Raw genomic sequence first — 15,689 nt, 5'->3', positions numbered from 1 at the left:
AAAACGCCTATGAATCTCTCCTTCTCGAAGCTGGATTTCCTCAAACCGGAGCTTGGAGCCGAGTACATAGGCGATGGCACGCATTTCGCAGTCTTCTCGGCACATGCCGAAAAGGTCGAGCTCTGCCTCTTCTCCAGCGACGGCGAAACGGAAATCGCCCGCCTTCCGCTGCCCAGCCGCGAAGGGGATGTCTGGTCCGGCTTCATCGAGGGGATCGGACCCGGCACGCTCTACGGCTATCGTGTTTACGGCCCCTACGATCCGGGAAATGGTCATCGCTTCAATCCCAACAAACTCCTGCTCGATCCCTATGCCAAGCAGATATTCGGAGAACTGAGATGGGACGATGTTCTCTTTGGCTATCGTGTCGGCCATGCGGAGGCGGATCTCAGCTTCGATGAACGCGACAGTGCTCCCTTTATGGTGAAGGCGGTCGTGCAGGATCCGGAATTCGACTGGGAGGGCGAGCAGGCCATTCGGCGCCCCTGGACGGACACCGTGATCTACGAGGCGCATATCCGGGGACTGACGATGACGTGTCCGGGCATACCGGAGCAGGAACGGGGCACATTCCGCGCAATGGCGCACCCCGCGATCATGGAACATCTCACGAAGCTTGGCGTGACCGTGGTCGAACTCTTGCCGGTGCAGTATTTCCTCGACGATCGCCACCTGATTGAACGAGGATTGCGCAACTACTGGGGATACCAGCCGCTGGGCTATTTTGCTCCGGCTCGCCGCTATTTGTCGAATGGCAGCATTCAGGAATTCAAATCCATGGTGAAGGCCTTCCATGCCGCCGGCATCGAAGTCGTCATGGACGTGGTCTACAACCATACAGGTGAAGGTTCCGAACTGGGGCCGACGCTCAGCTTTCGCGGCTTCGATAACCTGAGCTACTATCGCCAATCGCCCGACGGCAGGCACACATATGACATGACCGGCACCGGCAACACGCTCAATGTCGCGCATCCCATGGTGCTTCGCATGGTGCTGGACAGCCTGCGCTACTGGGTCACCGCGATGCATGTCGACGGCTTCCGTTTCGATCTCGCGAGTGCGCTCGGAAGAGAGCAGATCGAATTCGACCGCGAGGGCGGCTTCTTCGACGCTATTCGCCAGGATCCCGTGCTCGCCGGCGTCAAGCTGATCGCCGAGCCTTGGGACATTGGCGACGACGGATATCAACTCGGCGGCTTTCCTCCGCCATTTCGCGAATGGAACGACCGCTTTCGCGACGACGTGAGGCGCTATTGGAGGCGCGATCCCGGGCAGGTTCCGTGCCTCGCACAGCGCCTTGTGGGCTCTCCCACGGAATTCAATCATTCCGGCCGTGTGGCGACCTCATCGATCAATCTGGTCAGCGCCCATGATGGTTTGACGCTCGCCGACACGGTCTCCTTCAGCGAGCGGCACAACGAGGCAAATGGCGAGGAAAATCGCGACGGGCACGCGGACAACTGCTCGGATAATCTCGGCGTGGAAGGCCAAACCGGCGATGCTGATGTGCTTGCAGCACGCGCGCGCCGGCGCAGGGCCATTTTGGCTACCCTGATGCTGAGTCGCGGGGTGCCCATGATGCTCGGCGGAGACGAACTCGGCAACAGCCAGGGCGGCAACAATAACAGCTACTGCCAGGACAACGAAATCGGCTGGGTCGACTGGGGCGCAAACGATGAGGATTTCCTTTGCTTTTGCAAGGGGCTCATCGCCTTTCGGCTCGATCACCCCCTCCTTCGAGAGGATGGTTTCCTGGATTCGGAGCTGGTCACGTGGCTTCGTCCCGACGGCCAGCAAATGACGCATGAGGACTGGCATCGAATGGAGCAGCAGGCAATCGGTGTGCACCTGCACGCCGGCGATAGCGCGGAGGGCGATCTCATCATCATGCTCAACTCAGGAGCCGATTGCCGCTTCTCTCTACCCCGATCTCGGGACGGCTGGCAATGGCGGCACATCCTGGACAGCGTGGAGGCAAGCTTCGAAGTCCGTCCCGCCGACGATAGCGAACTGATACCGGAACAGAGCGTCGTCGTCTTCATTGCTGCTCCCACGAGCCACGCGCAGCGGAACAAATGAAAGGCTCAGTCGTTGGCAATCCGCGTCCATTCTTTAACGGGAGAGCGGTGATGGATGAAAGAGAAGAACTCATCCGACGGCGGGCCTATGCAATTTGGGAAAAGGAAGGCCGCCCGGACGGTCAGGACAAGCGACACTGGGAGCAGGCCAGCCGCGAGATGGCCCGCGGCAACGGGCCAGATCCGATGGAAGAGACGGAAGGCACCACCGGCGCGCTGAATGCGCCGGCAGCCCCCGCCTCCCTTGGAACCGAACGAACCCCGGATGCCAACAAGGCCTGAATCAGTAAGGAGTATCAATCATGCGCGTTGCAGACGTCATGACGAAGAATGTCCATGTGGTAAACCCCGACGATACGGTTGCGGCAGTTGCTCGGCACATGGCCGATAATGATATCGGCTTCCTACCGGTTGGCGACCATGATCGGCTGGTCGGAATGATAACGGATCGCGATATCGTGGTTCGCTGCGTGGCCGATGGCCGCGACGCCAACACGCGCGTTTCCGACGTCATGACCACCGACGTCAAATATTGCTTCGACGATGAGGAGCTATCGGATGTCGCCCACAATATGGGCGATCAGCAGATTCGCCGGCTGCCGGTGGTCAACAGGGCGAAGCGCCTGGTCGGGGTCGTGTCGCTCGCCGACGCTGCCCGGTCGGATCCCTCGGTCGCGGGTGTTGGCCTTCAAGGCGTGACAGAGCCGGGAGGCGCTCACAATCAATGATCCGGTAAGGCTGGGGCAAGCGGCGGCTGGCGGCGGTTCAGCCGCCGTTATCGAGCGGATCCGCATGAGAACGTACGCAACCCCTCGAAAATTCGACGGCGAGGGGAACCTATCTGCTTGTCGGCACGTTGGGCTAATTGGACCAAATCGCAACCGCAAAAGGAGGCCGAAGCGATGATGCGACGTAAGCTCAGGCGCAGCAAACCGAGGGTGACCCAACCGGAGTCGCCGGAAGCGAGGCGCCCTCGAAAGAACGCGCAGGAGCCGCAGGTGCTCGTGCCGCAAAAGGTGGACTTGCCTTTACCGACGTCTCCCCTCGACGAGGTTCGAGTGCCAGCATCGATCGACGGCAGGAGTTTGAGCAATGGCCGAGAGTGAGGGGCAGATAACCGTGGCATCGGTGATGACGCCCACGGTCTACACGGTTTCACCGGACGACTCGGCCCAGTCGGCGGCTCGCCTCATGGAGGAGACAGGGGTGGGCTTTCTACCGGTCGAGTTCCCGCCTGTCGGGGCAATCCTCGGCTCGATCTCCGACAGGGACATTGTCGTCTCCGTGCTTGCGCAAGGCCTCTCCACCACCGCAGCGGTTCGCGAATTCATGGTGGTCTCACCGGAGACGTGCTCCCCTGGAGATAGCGTACTCGCCGCGGCGCAGAAGATGGCAAGCAGCCGTTCACGGCGACTTGTGGTCGTGAACGACGAACGTCGCGCAATCGGGGTCCTCGCGCTCGCGGATATCGCTCGGGTATATCCGGATTTCGGCGCTTTCGTGCTGGCTTCGGTTGCCGATCAAGCGCGCAATGCAGGGGGGACACAGGGATGGTCGAGCTGAATATTGATCGGCAGTGGGACGAGCCGGTGATCCTCGAGGCCGGCGAGCGAGTGCTGCGTGTGCAGAGCACGCGCGATGCGCTTCTCTGCCTCAAGAACCATTGGCGCTCGCCGGGCCCGGCGCGGCAGGCTGCCATGTCCGGTTGCGAGGCCGCACTGGCCGGCGATGCTTCCCCGGATGCGGCTCTGGAGGCCTTTCTGGACGCGGCGAGTGAAGCAGGCTTCCGCGTCAGCCGCTGGCCCCGTGAGGACGCATGATAGCATGCGAGTGTCGCGTACGATGATTGGCTTGCGCGGCGGCAGGGCCGTTCGGTGGAGGGCCTTTTGATGAATGTGGCGGCATCGAAGCGCGTGGCGCTGATCACTGGCGCCGGGTCAGGTATCGGCAAGGCGATTGCTTTGCGGCTCGCTCGGGACAATATCGCCGTGGCCGCGCTCGGGCACACGCCGGAGGAGACCGCGACGACCGTCGATGAAATTCGCGCGCGGGGCGGCGACGCTCTCGCTCTTAATGCCGATATCCGCCACGAGGCTGATATGCGCGAGGCGGTTGAAGAACTGATCGGAAAATTCGGCCGCCTCGACGTCGTCGTGGCGAATGCCGGCATCAACGGCGTCTGGGCGCCCGTCGAAGACCTGAAGCCGCAAGAATGGGACGAAACGATCGCAACCAATCTTCGCGGTACCTACCTCACCCTGCACTTTTGCGTTCCGCATCTGAAGGCGGCCGGTGGCGGCGCGATCGTGGTCGTGTCGTCGATCAACGGCACACGTACCTTCACGACCCCGGGGGCCACCGCCTATAGCGCCACGAAGGCGGCGCAGGTGGCGATGGTAAAGCAGTTGGCACTGGAGCTTGGGAAGCACCGGATCCGCGTCAATGCCGTTTGTCCCGGCGCCATTGAGACCAATATTTCCGACAATACGAGCCAGCGCGGCCGAGACGAAGCGGCGGTTCCGGTAAAGTGGCCGGAAGGCGACATTCCGCTGACCGAAGGAAAACCGGGAGAGCCGGAGGATGTGGCCGACGTCGTGTGTTTCCTGGTCTCCGATGCTGCGCGTCATGTCACGGGAAGTCCGGTCTGGGTAGATGGCGGGCAAGGTCTCCTTCGCTGAGGGTGGCGTCAACTCATCCGCCCTGGCAGAGACGCTATCATCCGCCTGCCGCCCCTCTTCACAGCCGCGGTTCCATACACAATTAATGCGTCTTCTCCGATGAATCGGCGGAACATAATCCCTACTGGCCGGTTCCATTGCCGCTTCTGCAGCGTGCAAAGGAGAGAGCAATGCCTGCGAAATCGAAAGCGCAGCAGATGGCTGCCGGCGCAGCCCTTTCTGCCAAGCGTGGTGAAAAAAAGAAAAGCGAACTCAAGGGCGCTTCGAAGGAAATGGTTGAATCGATGACAGAAAAGGAGCTTGAGGAGCTCGCGTCGACGAAGCGCAAGGGCAAGCCGCAGCACGCTTCGAAGTCGTGAGCCTATACCGGCACCGCGCCATTTGTCGGCCATTTGGAATTTACAGAGGCTGAGGAATGATATTTTATCTTCTGGTCCTGCCACGGATAGGAAGTGCGGATGAGCGAAACAAAAGTCCCGGCGGAACCGGTCGGAGAAGACAGGGCCGTCGACGAGCAAATCGCCTTGCTGATGGAGGAAATCCAAAAGGAGACCGTGCCGGAGCGGCTTTTGCAACTGGCGCAACGGCTGCAGAACGCCCTTGCCGCGCGAATGAAGTAACTGGTTCGTGGCGGAAACGTCAGTTCAGAGGATTGCCATGCATCTGGGTGACCAATTCCTCGCGCGCCCGGTTAAGGCGGCTCTTGATTGTCCCGATCGCGCAATCGCAGATATCGGCGGCTTCCTTGTAGCTCATCCCGAATCCGGCCACCAGGACGAGAACCTCGCGGTGTTCCGGAGTCAGCAACTCAAGCGCATGGCGAAGCTCACCATTGAGGACCGACCATTCCTGGGCAGGGGCCGCAGGTATCGACAATTCCGCGGAGTCCATCGCCCCCGGACTTTCCCGTTTCCTGAGTTTGTATTGCGTCCGGAACACATTGCGCATGATCGTGAAGAGCCATGACTTGAGACTCGTACCGGGCGCGAACTGGTCGATGCTTCGCAGGGCCCGCAGTAAAGTTTCCTGTACGAGATCATCTGCTTCAAAGGACGACGATGTGAACGTCCGCGCGAATGCCCGCAACGCTGGTATCAGATCGACGACCTGTTCTTCTACTCGCGATGACGGCTGACGCGCTTCGCTGATGATGGCAGGCATATCGACTATAGTCCTTCTGCCCGAGATTTTTGGTAACGCGAGGGAGAATGCCTGTGCAGCATTTTGGTTCCTGAGAGCCCGGATATTCTCCCGGGACTTGGAAGGAAGGCTGAGCGATCAGCCCTCCCTTCTACTCCCGCCGTCGGACACGGTCAGTTGGTACGGTGGATGTGGTGATGGAAACCGGATCGCTCGCCGGAAAGCTGTCCTCCAGCCCTTCGTCCAGCTGCTCCTCCAATGCGTCGGCATCCTTTGTCGAACGGGCACTGCGCCGCGCGTGCGGTTCTCCATCGCCGACGTTCTCAAGCGCCTCTAGATCCGCGGTTGCAAGCTCTGAAAAGAGCTCCTTTGCTCTTTCTGCAGCGTTCAACCGGTTGAGATTGCGGGCGGCGTCGTTGGGCAGGCAGACCGATACGACCTCTCCCTCCTTCCCCACGAATTCAACGGTGAAGCCGGCTCGACCGCCCTGTTCGGGTATGACCTGTACACCAACTAGATGCATTCGACGTCCTCCATGATGGCATTCCACAAGCTAAACGGCCATGGGCTATCATGGTTCCGGGCACCACTCCCCTAGCGCAGCTTTTGTCACTTGTGCGGCGGCAAGCTTGCAGCTTTCTTTCCGGCTTCAGGAAATTTCCCGTTCACAAGTCGAACCAAAAGCCCGCCCCATGCATTATTGCGGTGGACGATGTCTCACGAAGGAGTATCCCATGGACTGGAATCGGATCGAAGGAAACTGGAAGCAAATCAAGGGAAGGGTAAAGGAGCAGTGGGGGCGCCTCACCGACGATGATCTTGACGAGATCGACGGAAGCCGCGAACAGCTCGAAGGCAAGATCCAGGAACGCTACGGAATCGCGAGAGATCGTGTAAGGCAAGACATCGATGATTGGTACGGTCGCCAGACCTGGTGAGGGCCTTGCCGCGAGCTGCCACCATCGCGCAAGCTTGTGGTTGACCCTTTGATCTTTGCAGCAATCGCCCCGGCGGCTTCGCCGGGGTTCCGCTAAACACGACATCCCGCATTATCTATTCTTCACAATATTCACGCATTGGAGCCGGAACCTTCGTGTTTCTTGGGCGTTGCTTTGTCATGACGAAGTTATCATCCCATGTGTTTGAAGAAAGAGCCGAGCGCCAGCGGGAATGCGAACGGGCGCTGAACTGCGAGTTCGAAACATTGACGAGGTGGGCGGAAAGCGCCGGCTGGTCGTGGGAGGAGATAGCGCTGGCGCTGATGGAATTGGTCGAGCAATACGTTCTGGCCACCGCCTGCACAAGCACGATCGCACAGGACTCCGCAGCGGTGCGCCCCTCGAAGTCCAAGACGCTCCATTAAGCCCTGTCGCCCCCTTTAGCGCGAGACCGGATAAACCGAGAGCGGGTTGTGCTCGCCTGAACGGCTTAATGCGCGGCAGTTGGAGCGGCTCAGGGCAGAGGGCATAGCGTTAGTTTCCCGCTAAACTACGCCAACGGAGAGAAGAAGAGCGTACGGGAACGCATGGTGCGGCGAACTTCTCGTTTGGGTGGAAATCCACATTGTCCCATCAATCTGCAATCGCTGCCGACGATTCTGATACCTGGAGGCCTGCCCGATATTTGCTCAAGTCCCGCGCGATCCTGCTTAATGGAACCGAGATTCAGTTCTCCCGCATAGCCCTTCGGAAGGTCCGGGCCAGCGGCTCGCTCACATAGCCCAGCATGGTGCGGCTGCCAGTGCGGATCATCACTTCGCTGGTCATGCCGGGGAGGAGCTTGCGGCTCCCAAGCCTTTCGAGCTCCTGCTCGTCGACGACGATGGTGGCTGTGAAATAAGCTATGCCGGTGCGCTCCTCCACGAGGCGATCGGCCGAGATTAACTCGACCACACCTTCGAGCGGCCTCATGTCATAGCGCGCAAAAGCCGATATCCTGACATGCCCCGTCTGGCCAACGGCAATCGCGTCGACGTCTTCCGGGCGCACCATTGCTTCGACCACCAGTCGCTCGCCCATCGGGACGATCGACATCAACGGCTCTCCAGGGCGAACGACACCTCCCGTGGTGTGCACTTGCATTCCCATGACGACGCCGTCGACTGGAGCTCGAATGTCGAGTCGCGCGAGGACGTCCGCTGCAGAACGCTGCTGCTGCTCGAGCTCGAAGAGCTCAGCCTCCACTTTGCTGAGCTCGGACACTGCCTCGTTGAGCCGAGTGGTCGAGAGGTTCAGGATCTGCTGTTCGACCTCTGCAATCGCTTCCCCGGCCCGTGCGACGGCTGCAATATTGGTGGCGCGCTCGCCTTTGAGCTCTCCCTGACGCCGGCGCAATGCGAGATGGCGTTCGCGGGTGGCCAGGCCTTTCTTCGACAGCGATTCGAGGTCCGCAGCCTCGCTTTTGATGGATTCCATCACCTGATCCTGAGCACTGATCAACTCTTCCAGACCGTTGATCTCGTATTCGCCCTGCAAGATCCGCTGACGCAGAATGTTCTTCTCGTCGCTCAAAGCCCGGCGGCGCGCCTGAAAGACGTCGCGTTGGACAGCAACCGCGTCGCGGGCTGCCAGTGGCGCTCCAGGTGCAAGCAGGTCCTGCTCGAATTCGACGTCCAGCTTCCCGTCCCGCTCTGCACGCAGGCGCGCCGCGAGGGCCAGTCGTGACAGGACGCGATTCCTGATGAGCTCCAAGTGTGCCGCCGCCTGTGTTTCGTCCAATCTGATCAAGACTTGCCCAGCCCTGACGCGCTCGCCGTCTGCGACCTTCAGCTGGGAAACGATGCCTCCTTCGAGGTGCTGGACCAACTTGCGCTCGCCCGCGACCTTGACCACTCCCTGCGCCACTGCCGCACTATCGAGCGGCGCCAAAGCGGCCCAACCGCCAAAGACGCCGAAGAATCCGACGACAATGACAAGCCCGAGCGTGATTACCGATTTCAAGCGGGGCAGCAGACGCGACACGTCGGATGCGGTGCCTAGAACTTTGCTGGTCGCGCCCATGGTTGCAGTGATCATCCGGTGACGACCCCCAATATCGGCGCGGGCGCGGCGCGGCGCGCTCGATCGGCAAGCGCTCGCAGCACATCATCACGTGGGCCAAAGAGGTCCACTTGTCCGCCCTGCAGTACGAGAATCTTGTCGACCGTTTCCATGATGTTCGGGCGGTGGGCGATCAGGATCAACGTCTTCCCGGCTGCCTTGAGTGCCTTTAGGGTGTCGTTCAGAGCCTCCTCGCCGTCGCGATCAAGATTCGAGTTGGGCTCGTCCAGGAGCAGGAAAGCAGGATCGCCATAAAGGGCGCGCGCAAGGGCGATCCGTTGCCTCTGGCCACCCGACAACACTGCGCCGGCTTCGCCGATCTCGGTGTGGTACCCCTTGGAAAGCCCCTTGATGAGCTCATGGACACCGGCCTCGCGCGCAGCGTGGACGACCTGTTGGAAGCTCTGCTCGTCGAGTTCCTGAAAGCGTGCGATGTTTTCGGCGACGGTGCCCGCGAACAGCTCGATATCCTGCGGCAGGTAGCCCACATGCCGACCGCGATCCTCGGCCGCCCATTGCGCGACATCCATGCCGTCGAGCAGCACACGTCCTGCCGTCGGCTTCCACGCGCCGACGAGTAGCCGAGCCAGGCTTGTCTTGCCGGCAGCCGACGGTCCGATAAGTGCCATTACCTCTCCGGCCACCAACTGAAAACCGATGCCTTTCAGGATCGGCTCGCCGCCGCCTTGACGCGCAAGGATCATGCCCTCGACGAGAAGCCGTCCCTTCGGTCGCGGCAAGGGGAGGATGGGGCCTTCCTCTCGCCGCGTTCCCGCGACGGCCGCCAGCCGCCGATAGGCGGATCGGGCAGCCACGACCCCTTTCCAGGTGCCGATCGCCTGCTCGACCGGGGCGAGTGCACGCCCCATCAGAATGGACGCCGCCACCATGGCGCCGGGCGAGGCTTCCGCGTGGAGGACGAGATATGCGCCAAGCCCAAGAACACCGATCTGCAGCCCGAGCCGCAGAAAACGTGCTGCAGCCGCAAGCACTGCCGAACGAATACTCGCGATCGCCTGCCCCTCGGCGGCAGTAGCCTGCACCGGAGTCCAACTGCGCATCAGCGCCGCCAGCATGCCCATCGCCTGAATGGCTTCGGCGTTGCGTATGGCTGCCTCTGCCTGGGTGTAAGCTTTGGCCTGGGCCCCACTCGCCTCGGCAACCGGCTTGCGGGTGACGAATTCGGTCAACACCGCCAGCGCAAAGAGCGCGATGCCGCCACCAACCGCCAGCCAACCGAGCCAAGGATGAAGCAGGAACATCGCTGCGAAGAAGATCGGTGCCCAAGGGGCGTCGAGGATCGGGAAAATGCCCGCGCCAGTGAGGAAATTGCGGAACAATTCGAGGTCACGGAGGGCTCGACCGTCGCGCTCGCCGGGCGTCGCCGCCGCTTGCTCGATCGAGGCAGCGAGCAGAATGGGTGACAGGCGCCCGTTCATCCAAGTGCCGGCCGTGATCAGCAGCTGCGAGCGTGCGGCTTCCAATATCGAGAGCGACAGGAGAGCCACGACGGCGATGATCGTCAGTGCCGTGAGTGTTTCCAGACTGTGGCTCGACAGCACACGGTCGTAGACCTGCAGCATGTAGAGAGCGGCCGTCAGCATCAGGACGTTGATCGCCGCGCTGAAACCCACGAGCGGCCAGGCGGCGCGCCGAAGCTCGGACATCACCGCCTGGAGTGAGGACTGGTTAGGCACAGAGTGCATCCTCGCTCGCCCGGCCCTTAGACGAACAAAAAGTCGCCGGCATTGAAATTGCCGAGACCCAACAACGTGACATTGTCGAGTTCCGCGACAAGCACCGCGCCGCCAGCCACGGCCGGATTGGGATCGTAGTAAACCGCGGCGTGGCTCAGATCCGTATTGTGGAATACGAAGAATGCACCCGTCGTGATGTTGCCATAGCCGTTGATCGTGCTTTGGACTGTCGCGTTGGTGACGCTGGCATCGGTTTTGACGGCGACCTCCGTGCCGGCAACATTGATCGCCGCGTTATTCCCCGTCTTAAAGTTCTCCACCACCGTATTGTTGTTGCCGACCGAGAACTCGTTGGCTCCGGTACCGACATCGAAGCGGAGTGTGTCGACCGTCGTCGAACTCGTGCCCGCTTCGAAATCGGTGACGTGATTGGTCGTGCTGGCGAGCTTTTGAAAGAAGAAGGTGTCGTTGCCTGCGCCGCCGGTGAGAATGTTGTTGCCGGCACCGCCGTCAAGCAGATCATTTCCGGTACCCCCGTCAATCGTGTCATTTCCGGCGCCGCCAATGAGCCAGTCGTTGCCGCCGCCGCCGCTTAGGGTATCGTTGCCGCCGCCGCCGACGAGAATGTCATTTCCGGTCCCCCCCGTAATGGTTATCGTATCTCTTTGGTCCAAACCAAAGGCGATGATCGTTTCGCTGTTATTATTGAACGTAATGGGGTTTGCGCCAGGGGTCCCGATCCAAAGCCTTACAGTCGTCGAGGTTGACTGATTACCGGCCGAATCTGTCGCGACCACGTAGAATGTCTGGTCCACGCCGGCGAGATTGTCCGAAAGGGTGAGTGCACCTGAAGCCGGGTTCAGGGTCAAACCCTGGATCGTGCTGCCCGCAAGGCTGTATGTGACTGGATCGCCATCGGGATCGACCGCGGCGAAGGTGCCCAGAAGCGTGCCCGAAAGGAGTTGCTTGCCGTCGTCTCTGTCCACTGCGCCCGGATTGAAGGCAAAGGTTGGAGTTGCAGGAGCTAGATTGGGCGGCGGATTGACCGTGATCGTTACGGTATCGGTATCGCCCAGAGAGCCATCCGAAGTTATAACGGTCAACGTATCGGCACCGCTGTAGTTTGTATTGCTGAGATAGCTGAGCGCGGCCAGAGCGGCATTCACCTGGGCGAGCGTCCCACTGACCGTCACCGTATTGGTGCCGTTGTTGCTCACCGTCACACCGCCGCCCGTTCCAACCGTCAGCTTGCCGTGGGAAACGGAGAGGGTCGTGGTGACATTGGTGCTGTCCACGTCGGCAACTGAAACACCGCTGATTGCGGTCGCGGTGTTCGAATCGGCCGTTTGGGAAGCAGGCAGGGTGTTGACTGGCGCGTCGTTGACCGGGGTGATGTCGAGGCTGGCCGCCCCGGCGGTGCTGCCGCCATGGCCGTCGGCGATGGTGTAGCCGAACGACACCGCCGTGTCGTCGTCGGCGGCCGGCGTGTAGGTCCAGGTGCCGTCTTCGTTGTCGACCAGCGTGCCGCCGCCCGAGACGATCTGCAGGTTGGTCGCCGTCAGGCTGTCGCCGTCGACGTCGCCGGCTTGGGTCAAGAGTTCCGCCTGGGTGATCAGCCGCGGCCCGCTGTCCTCGGCGATCGCCGCCAGCGTCACCGGCGCCGTCGTCGGGTCGTCGTTGACCGGGGTGATGTCGAGGCTGGCCGCCCCGGCGGTGCTGCCGCCATGGCCGTCGGCGATGGTGTAGCCGAACGACACCGCCGTGTCGTCGTCGGCGGCCGGCGTGTAGGTCCAGGTGCCGTCTTCGTTGTCGACCAGCGTGCCGCCGCCCGAGACGATCTGCAGGTTGGTCGCCGTCAGGCTGTCGCCGTCGACGTCGCCGGCTTGGGTCAAGAGTTCCGCCTGGGTGATCAGCCGCGGCCCGCTGTCCTCGGCGATCGCCGCCAGCGTCACCGGCGCCGTCGTCGGGTCGTCGTTGACCGGGGTGATGTCGAGGCTGGCCGCCCCGGCGGTGCTGCCGCCATGGCCGTCGGCGATGGTGTAGCCGAACGACACCGCCGTGTCGTCGTCGGCGGCCGGCGTGTAGGTCCAGGTGCCGTCTTCGTTGTCGACCAGCGTGCCGCCGCCCGAGACGATCTGCAGGTTGGTCGCCGTCAGGCTGTCGCCGTCGACGTCGCCGGCTTGGGTCAAGAGTTCCGCCTGGGTGATCAGCCGCGGCCCGCTGTCCTCGGCGATCGCCGCCAGCGTCACCGGCGCCGTCGTCGGGTTGTCGTTGACCGGGGTGATGTCGAGGCTGGCCGCCCCGGCGGTGCTGCCGCCATGGCCGTCGGCGATGGTGTAGCCGAACGACACCGCCGTGTCGTCGTCGGCGGCCGGCGTGTAGGTCCAGGTGCCGTCTTCGTTGTCGACCAGCGTGCCGCCGCCCGAGACGATCTGCAGGTTGGTCGCCGTCAGGCTGTCGCCGTCGACGTCGCCGGCTTGGGCCAAGAGTTCCGCCTGGGTGATCAGCCGCGGCCCGCTGTCCTCGGCGATCGCCGCCAGCGTCACCGGCGTCGTCGTCGGGTCGTCGTTGACCGGGGTGATGTCGAGGCTGGCCGCCCCGGCGGTGCTGCCGCCATGGCCGTCGGCGATGGTGTAGCCGAACGACACCGCCGTGTCGTCGTCGGCGGCCGGCGTGTAGGTCCAGGTGCCGTCTTCGTTGTCGACCAGCGTGCCGCCGCCCGAGACGATCTGCAGGTTGGTCGCCGTCAGGCTGTCGCCGTCGACGTCGCCGGCTTGGGCCAAGAGTTCCGCCTGGGTGATCAGCCGCGGCCCGCTGTCCTCGGCGATCGCCGCCAGCGTCACCGGCGCCGTCGTCGGGTCGTCGTTGACCGGGGTGATGTCGAGGCTGGCCGCCCCGGCGGTGCTGCCGCCATGGCCGTCGGCGATGGTGTAGCCGAACGACACCGCCGTGTCGTCGTCGGCGGCCGGCGTGTAGGTCCAGGTGCCGTCTTCGTTGTCGACCAGCGTGCCGCCGCCCGAGACGATCTGCAGGTTGGTCGCCGTCAGGCTGTCGCCGTCGACGTCGCCGGCTTGGGTCAAGAGTTCCGCCTGGGTGATCAGCCGCGGCCCGCTGTCCTCGGCGATCGCCGCCAGCGTCACCGGCGTCGTCGTCGGGTTGTCGTTGACCGGGGTGATGTCGAGGCTGGCCGCCCCGGCGGTGCTGCCGCCATGGCCGTCGGCGATGGTGTAGCCGAACGACACCGCCGTGTCGTCGTCGGCGGCCGGCGTGTAGGTCCAGGTGCCGTCTTCGTTGTCGACCAGCGTGCCGCCGCCCGAGACGATCTGCAGGTTGGTCGCCGTCAGGCTGTCGCCGTCGACGTCGCCGGCTTGGGCCAAGAGTTCCGCCTGGGTGATCAGCCGCGGCCCGCTGTCCTCGGCGATCGCCGCCAGCGTCACCGGCGCCGTCGTCGGGTCGTCGTTGACCGGGGTGATGTCGAGGCTGGCCGCCCCGGCGGTGCTGCCGCCATGGCCGTCGGCGATGGTGTAGCCGAACGACACCGCCGTGTCGTCGTCGGCGGCCGGCGTGTAGGTCCAGGTGCCGTCTTCGTTGTCGACCAGCGTGCCGCCGCCCGAGACGATCTGCAGGTTGGTCGCCGTCAGGCTGTCGCCGTCGACGTCGCCGGCTTGGGTCAAGAGTTCCGCCTGGGTGATCAGCCGCGGCCCGCTGTCCTCGGCGATCGCCGCCAGCGTCACCGGCGTCGTCGTCGGGTCGTCGTTGACCGGGGTGATGTCGAGGCTGGCCGCCCCGGCGGTGCTGCCGCCATGGCCGTCGGCGATGGTGTAGCCGAACGACACCGCCGTGTCGTCGTCGGCGGCCGGCGTGTAGGTCCAGGTGCCGTCTTCGTTGTCGACCAGCGTGCCGCCGCCCGAGACGATCTGCAGGTTGGTCGCCGTCAGGCTGTCGCCGTCGACGTCGCCGGCTTGGGTCAAGAGTTCCGCCTGGGTGATCAGCCGCGGCCCGCTGTCCTCGGCGATCGCCGCCAGCGTCACCGGCGCCGTCGTCGGGTCGTCGTTGCTGCCGTGGATGGTCACCACGATGTCTTGGCTGGCCGTGCCGTCAGCGGACCAAACCTTCAGCTTCTCTGTCACCACCTGCCCGGCGTGTAGCGCCTGCGTCTCCCCGCGGCCGTTGTCGAGTGTGTAGCTCCACTCTCCGGTCAGGTGATTGAAACTGAAGCTGCCATAAGTGCCGTTCAGGGCGTTTGCTGGTGGCGCCTTGAAATGGTTCTCGCCGGTATCGACATCATAGACATGCAGCGTGCCAGCGGCGGTGGGCGAACCAGGATGGCCGTTGTTCGTGCCTCCCGCTTCGATCACGGATTCCGCGGAAGAGCCGCCGAAGGTCGCGGCGTCGTTCTGGCCGGTGATCTCCAGCGTCACTTTCGCATAGCTGAGCGTACCGTTGGCCAGCCGGATCGAATAATAGAACGTATCCTGAAGGTACTCGCCCTCGGTCAGCGAATCGACACTTCGGGCTTTATCAGGCGAGTCCGAACCATCAGATATTCTGTATTCGATCTTGCCATTGCAGATTCGCATCCAGTTTCCGTTCGCAGTCCTTTCCCATCCAGTTGTGATGTTGCTTTTCAGGAGCTCGGACATGAAATCCGTACCACCGTCATCGATCGACCAGAGCGTCTTTGCCTTGCCGCCGAGGTCGTTGGCCATCACGTCCAGAGTGATGGTGTACGTTGCCGCGTCATAGTATTTGGACGCGAGCAGCTCCTCTTCGGTCCATGCATAGACGTCGCCTTGCGCCTGTGGCGTGTTACTGAAGGATGTAGTGCTCCCACCACCCGTGGTCTGCGTAGACATAAGCCTTCCCCCTTACCTAACGTTTGCGTCGAGGTACTTTGATTTCACGGTACATGGGACTAGCGGCCGCCGCCTTGCTTCAGCCGACGATATGCCGCTGCTGGAAAATCTCGCTGGCGCAAAAGGCGCCGAATTGCGGCTCCTGCAATTCCGTTCGCAGCGACCCGGCGGGATCCGGAAAATTCGGGACAAAGGCATCCGG

Annotated in this window: 15 protein-coding genes; 10 read left to right on the top strand and 5 right to left on the bottom strand. The window is 62.6% G+C overall.

Going from position 1 to position 15,689, the window contains the following annotated elements:
- The first annotated feature begins 9 nt into the window (after positions 1–9).
- The 8 genes from glgX to AC4P1R_RS18655 all read left to right on the top strand — a co-directional run bounded on the left by glgX (position 10) and on the right by AC4P1R_RS18655 (position 5,376).
- Positions 10–2,079 carry a glycogen debranching protein GlgX gene (gene glgX, locus AC4P1R_RS18690; RefSeq protein ID WP_492178475.1) on the top strand — a complete coding sequence of 690 codons (2,070 nt, stop codon included), beginning with the start codon at positions 10–12 and terminating at the stop codon, positions 2,077–2,079.
- The gene (locus AC4P1R_RS18685) at positions 2,076–2,360 is read left to right on the top strand and encodes a DUF2934 domain-containing protein (RefSeq protein WP_225193035.1); all 285 of its coding nucleotides are present in this window, start codon (positions 2,076–2,078) and stop codon (positions 2,358–2,360) included. The genes glgX and AC4P1R_RS18685 overlap by 4 nt, the downstream gene beginning before the upstream one ends.
- A gap of 20 nt (positions 2,361–2,380) precedes the next feature.
- Complete coding sequence (locus AC4P1R_RS18680) at positions 2,381–2,806, top strand: CBS domain-containing protein (protein ID WP_225193036.1); 426 nt, start codon at positions 2,381–2,383, stop codon at positions 2,804–2,806.
- A 364-nt stretch (positions 2,807–3,170) separates the two neighbouring features.
- Positions 3,171–3,641 carry a CBS domain-containing protein gene (locus tag AC4P1R_RS18675; protein WP_069456543.1) on the top strand — a complete coding sequence of 157 codons (471 nt, stop codon included), beginning with the start codon at positions 3,171–3,173 and terminating at the stop codon, positions 3,639–3,641.
- Positions 3,629–3,898 (top strand): DUF982 domain-containing protein, encoded by a 270-nt coding sequence (locus tag AC4P1R_RS18670; RefSeq protein WP_069456544.1) that lies wholly within the window; start codon positions 3,629–3,631, stop codon positions 3,896–3,898. Before AC4P1R_RS18675 ends, AC4P1R_RS18670 begins: the two co-directional genes overlap by 13 nt.
- Before the next feature lie 69 nt (positions 3,899–3,967).
- A complete protein-coding gene (locus AC4P1R_RS18665) occupies positions 3,968–4,756 on the top strand; it encodes an SDR family oxidoreductase (RefSeq protein ID WP_492178473.1) in 789 nt (262 codons plus the stop codon).
- Between the two features lie 170 nt (positions 4,757–4,926).
- The gene (locus AC4P1R_RS18660; RefSeq protein WP_069456546.1) at positions 4,927–5,115 is read left to right on the top strand and encodes a DUF3008 family protein; all 189 of its coding nucleotides are present in this window, start codon (positions 4,927–4,929) and stop codon (positions 5,113–5,115) included.
- A gap of 99 nt (positions 5,116–5,214) precedes the next feature.
- On the top strand, positions 5,215–5,376 hold the full coding sequence (locus AC4P1R_RS18655; RefSeq protein WP_192803818.1) for a hypothetical protein: 162 nt from the start codon (positions 5,215–5,217) through the stop codon (positions 5,374–5,376).
- 19 nt (positions 5,377–5,395) lie between these two features.
- Here AC4P1R_RS18655 and AC4P1R_RS18650 read toward each other — a convergent pair whose 3' ends face one another.
- Together AC4P1R_RS18650 and AC4P1R_RS18645 are read right to left on the bottom strand one after the other, a co-directional pair.
- A complete protein-coding gene (locus AC4P1R_RS18650; RefSeq protein ID WP_069456547.1) occupies positions 5,396–5,917 on the bottom strand; it encodes a sigma-70 family RNA polymerase sigma factor in 522 nt (173 codons plus the stop codon).
- 130 nt (positions 5,918–6,047) lie between these two features.
- Positions 6,048–6,419, bottom strand: coding sequence for a hypothetical protein (locus tag AC4P1R_RS18645; RefSeq protein WP_273361451.1), 372 nt, complete (start codon positions 6,417–6,419; stop codon positions 6,048–6,050).
- A 211-nt stretch (positions 6,420–6,630) separates the two neighbouring features.
- On the opposite strand from AC4P1R_RS18645, the gene AC4P1R_RS18640 reads away from it, so the two are divergent.
- On the top strand, positions 6,631–6,834 hold the full coding sequence (locus AC4P1R_RS18640) for a CsbD family protein (protein WP_069456549.1): 204 nt from the start codon (positions 6,631–6,633) through the stop codon (positions 6,832–6,834).
- 179 nt (positions 6,835–7,013) lie between these two features.
- Positions 7,014–7,259, top strand: a complete 246-nt coding sequence (locus AC4P1R_RS18635; protein WP_069456550.1) for a hypothetical protein — start codon at positions 7,014–7,016, stop codon at positions 7,257–7,259.
- A 301-nt stretch (positions 7,260–7,560) separates the two neighbouring features.
- On the opposite strand, the gene AC4P1R_RS18630 is transcribed toward AC4P1R_RS18635, so the two are convergent.
- Genes AC4P1R_RS18630 through AC4P1R_RS18620 form a run of 3 tightly spaced genes read right to left on the bottom strand, consistent with a single transcriptional unit; the run spans position 7,561 to position 15,340 of the window.
- The gene (locus AC4P1R_RS18630; RefSeq protein ID WP_492178470.1) at positions 7,561–8,910 is read right to left on the bottom strand and encodes an HlyD family type I secretion periplasmic adaptor subunit; all 1,350 of its coding nucleotides are present in this window, start codon (positions 8,908–8,910) and stop codon (positions 7,561–7,563) included.
- Complete coding sequence (locus tag AC4P1R_RS18625) at positions 8,907–10,640, bottom strand: type I secretion system permease/ATPase (protein WP_492178468.1); 1,734 nt, start codon at positions 10,638–10,640, stop codon at positions 8,907–8,909. Before AC4P1R_RS18625 ends, AC4P1R_RS18630 begins: the two co-directional genes overlap by 4 nt.
- A 17-nt stretch (positions 10,641–10,657) precedes the next feature.
- On the bottom strand, positions 10,658–15,340 hold the full coding sequence (locus tag AC4P1R_RS18620) for a beta strand repeat-containing protein (protein ID WP_492178467.1): 4,683 nt from the start codon (positions 15,338–15,340) through the stop codon (positions 10,658–10,660).
- Positions 15,341–15,689 lie beyond the last annotated feature (349 nt).

It is taken from the genome of Sinorhizobium sp. Y406 (assembly GCF_058732025.1).
The sequence above is the reverse complement of the archived record's forward strand: the minus strand, read 5'-3'. Positions and strand labels throughout refer to the sequence as shown.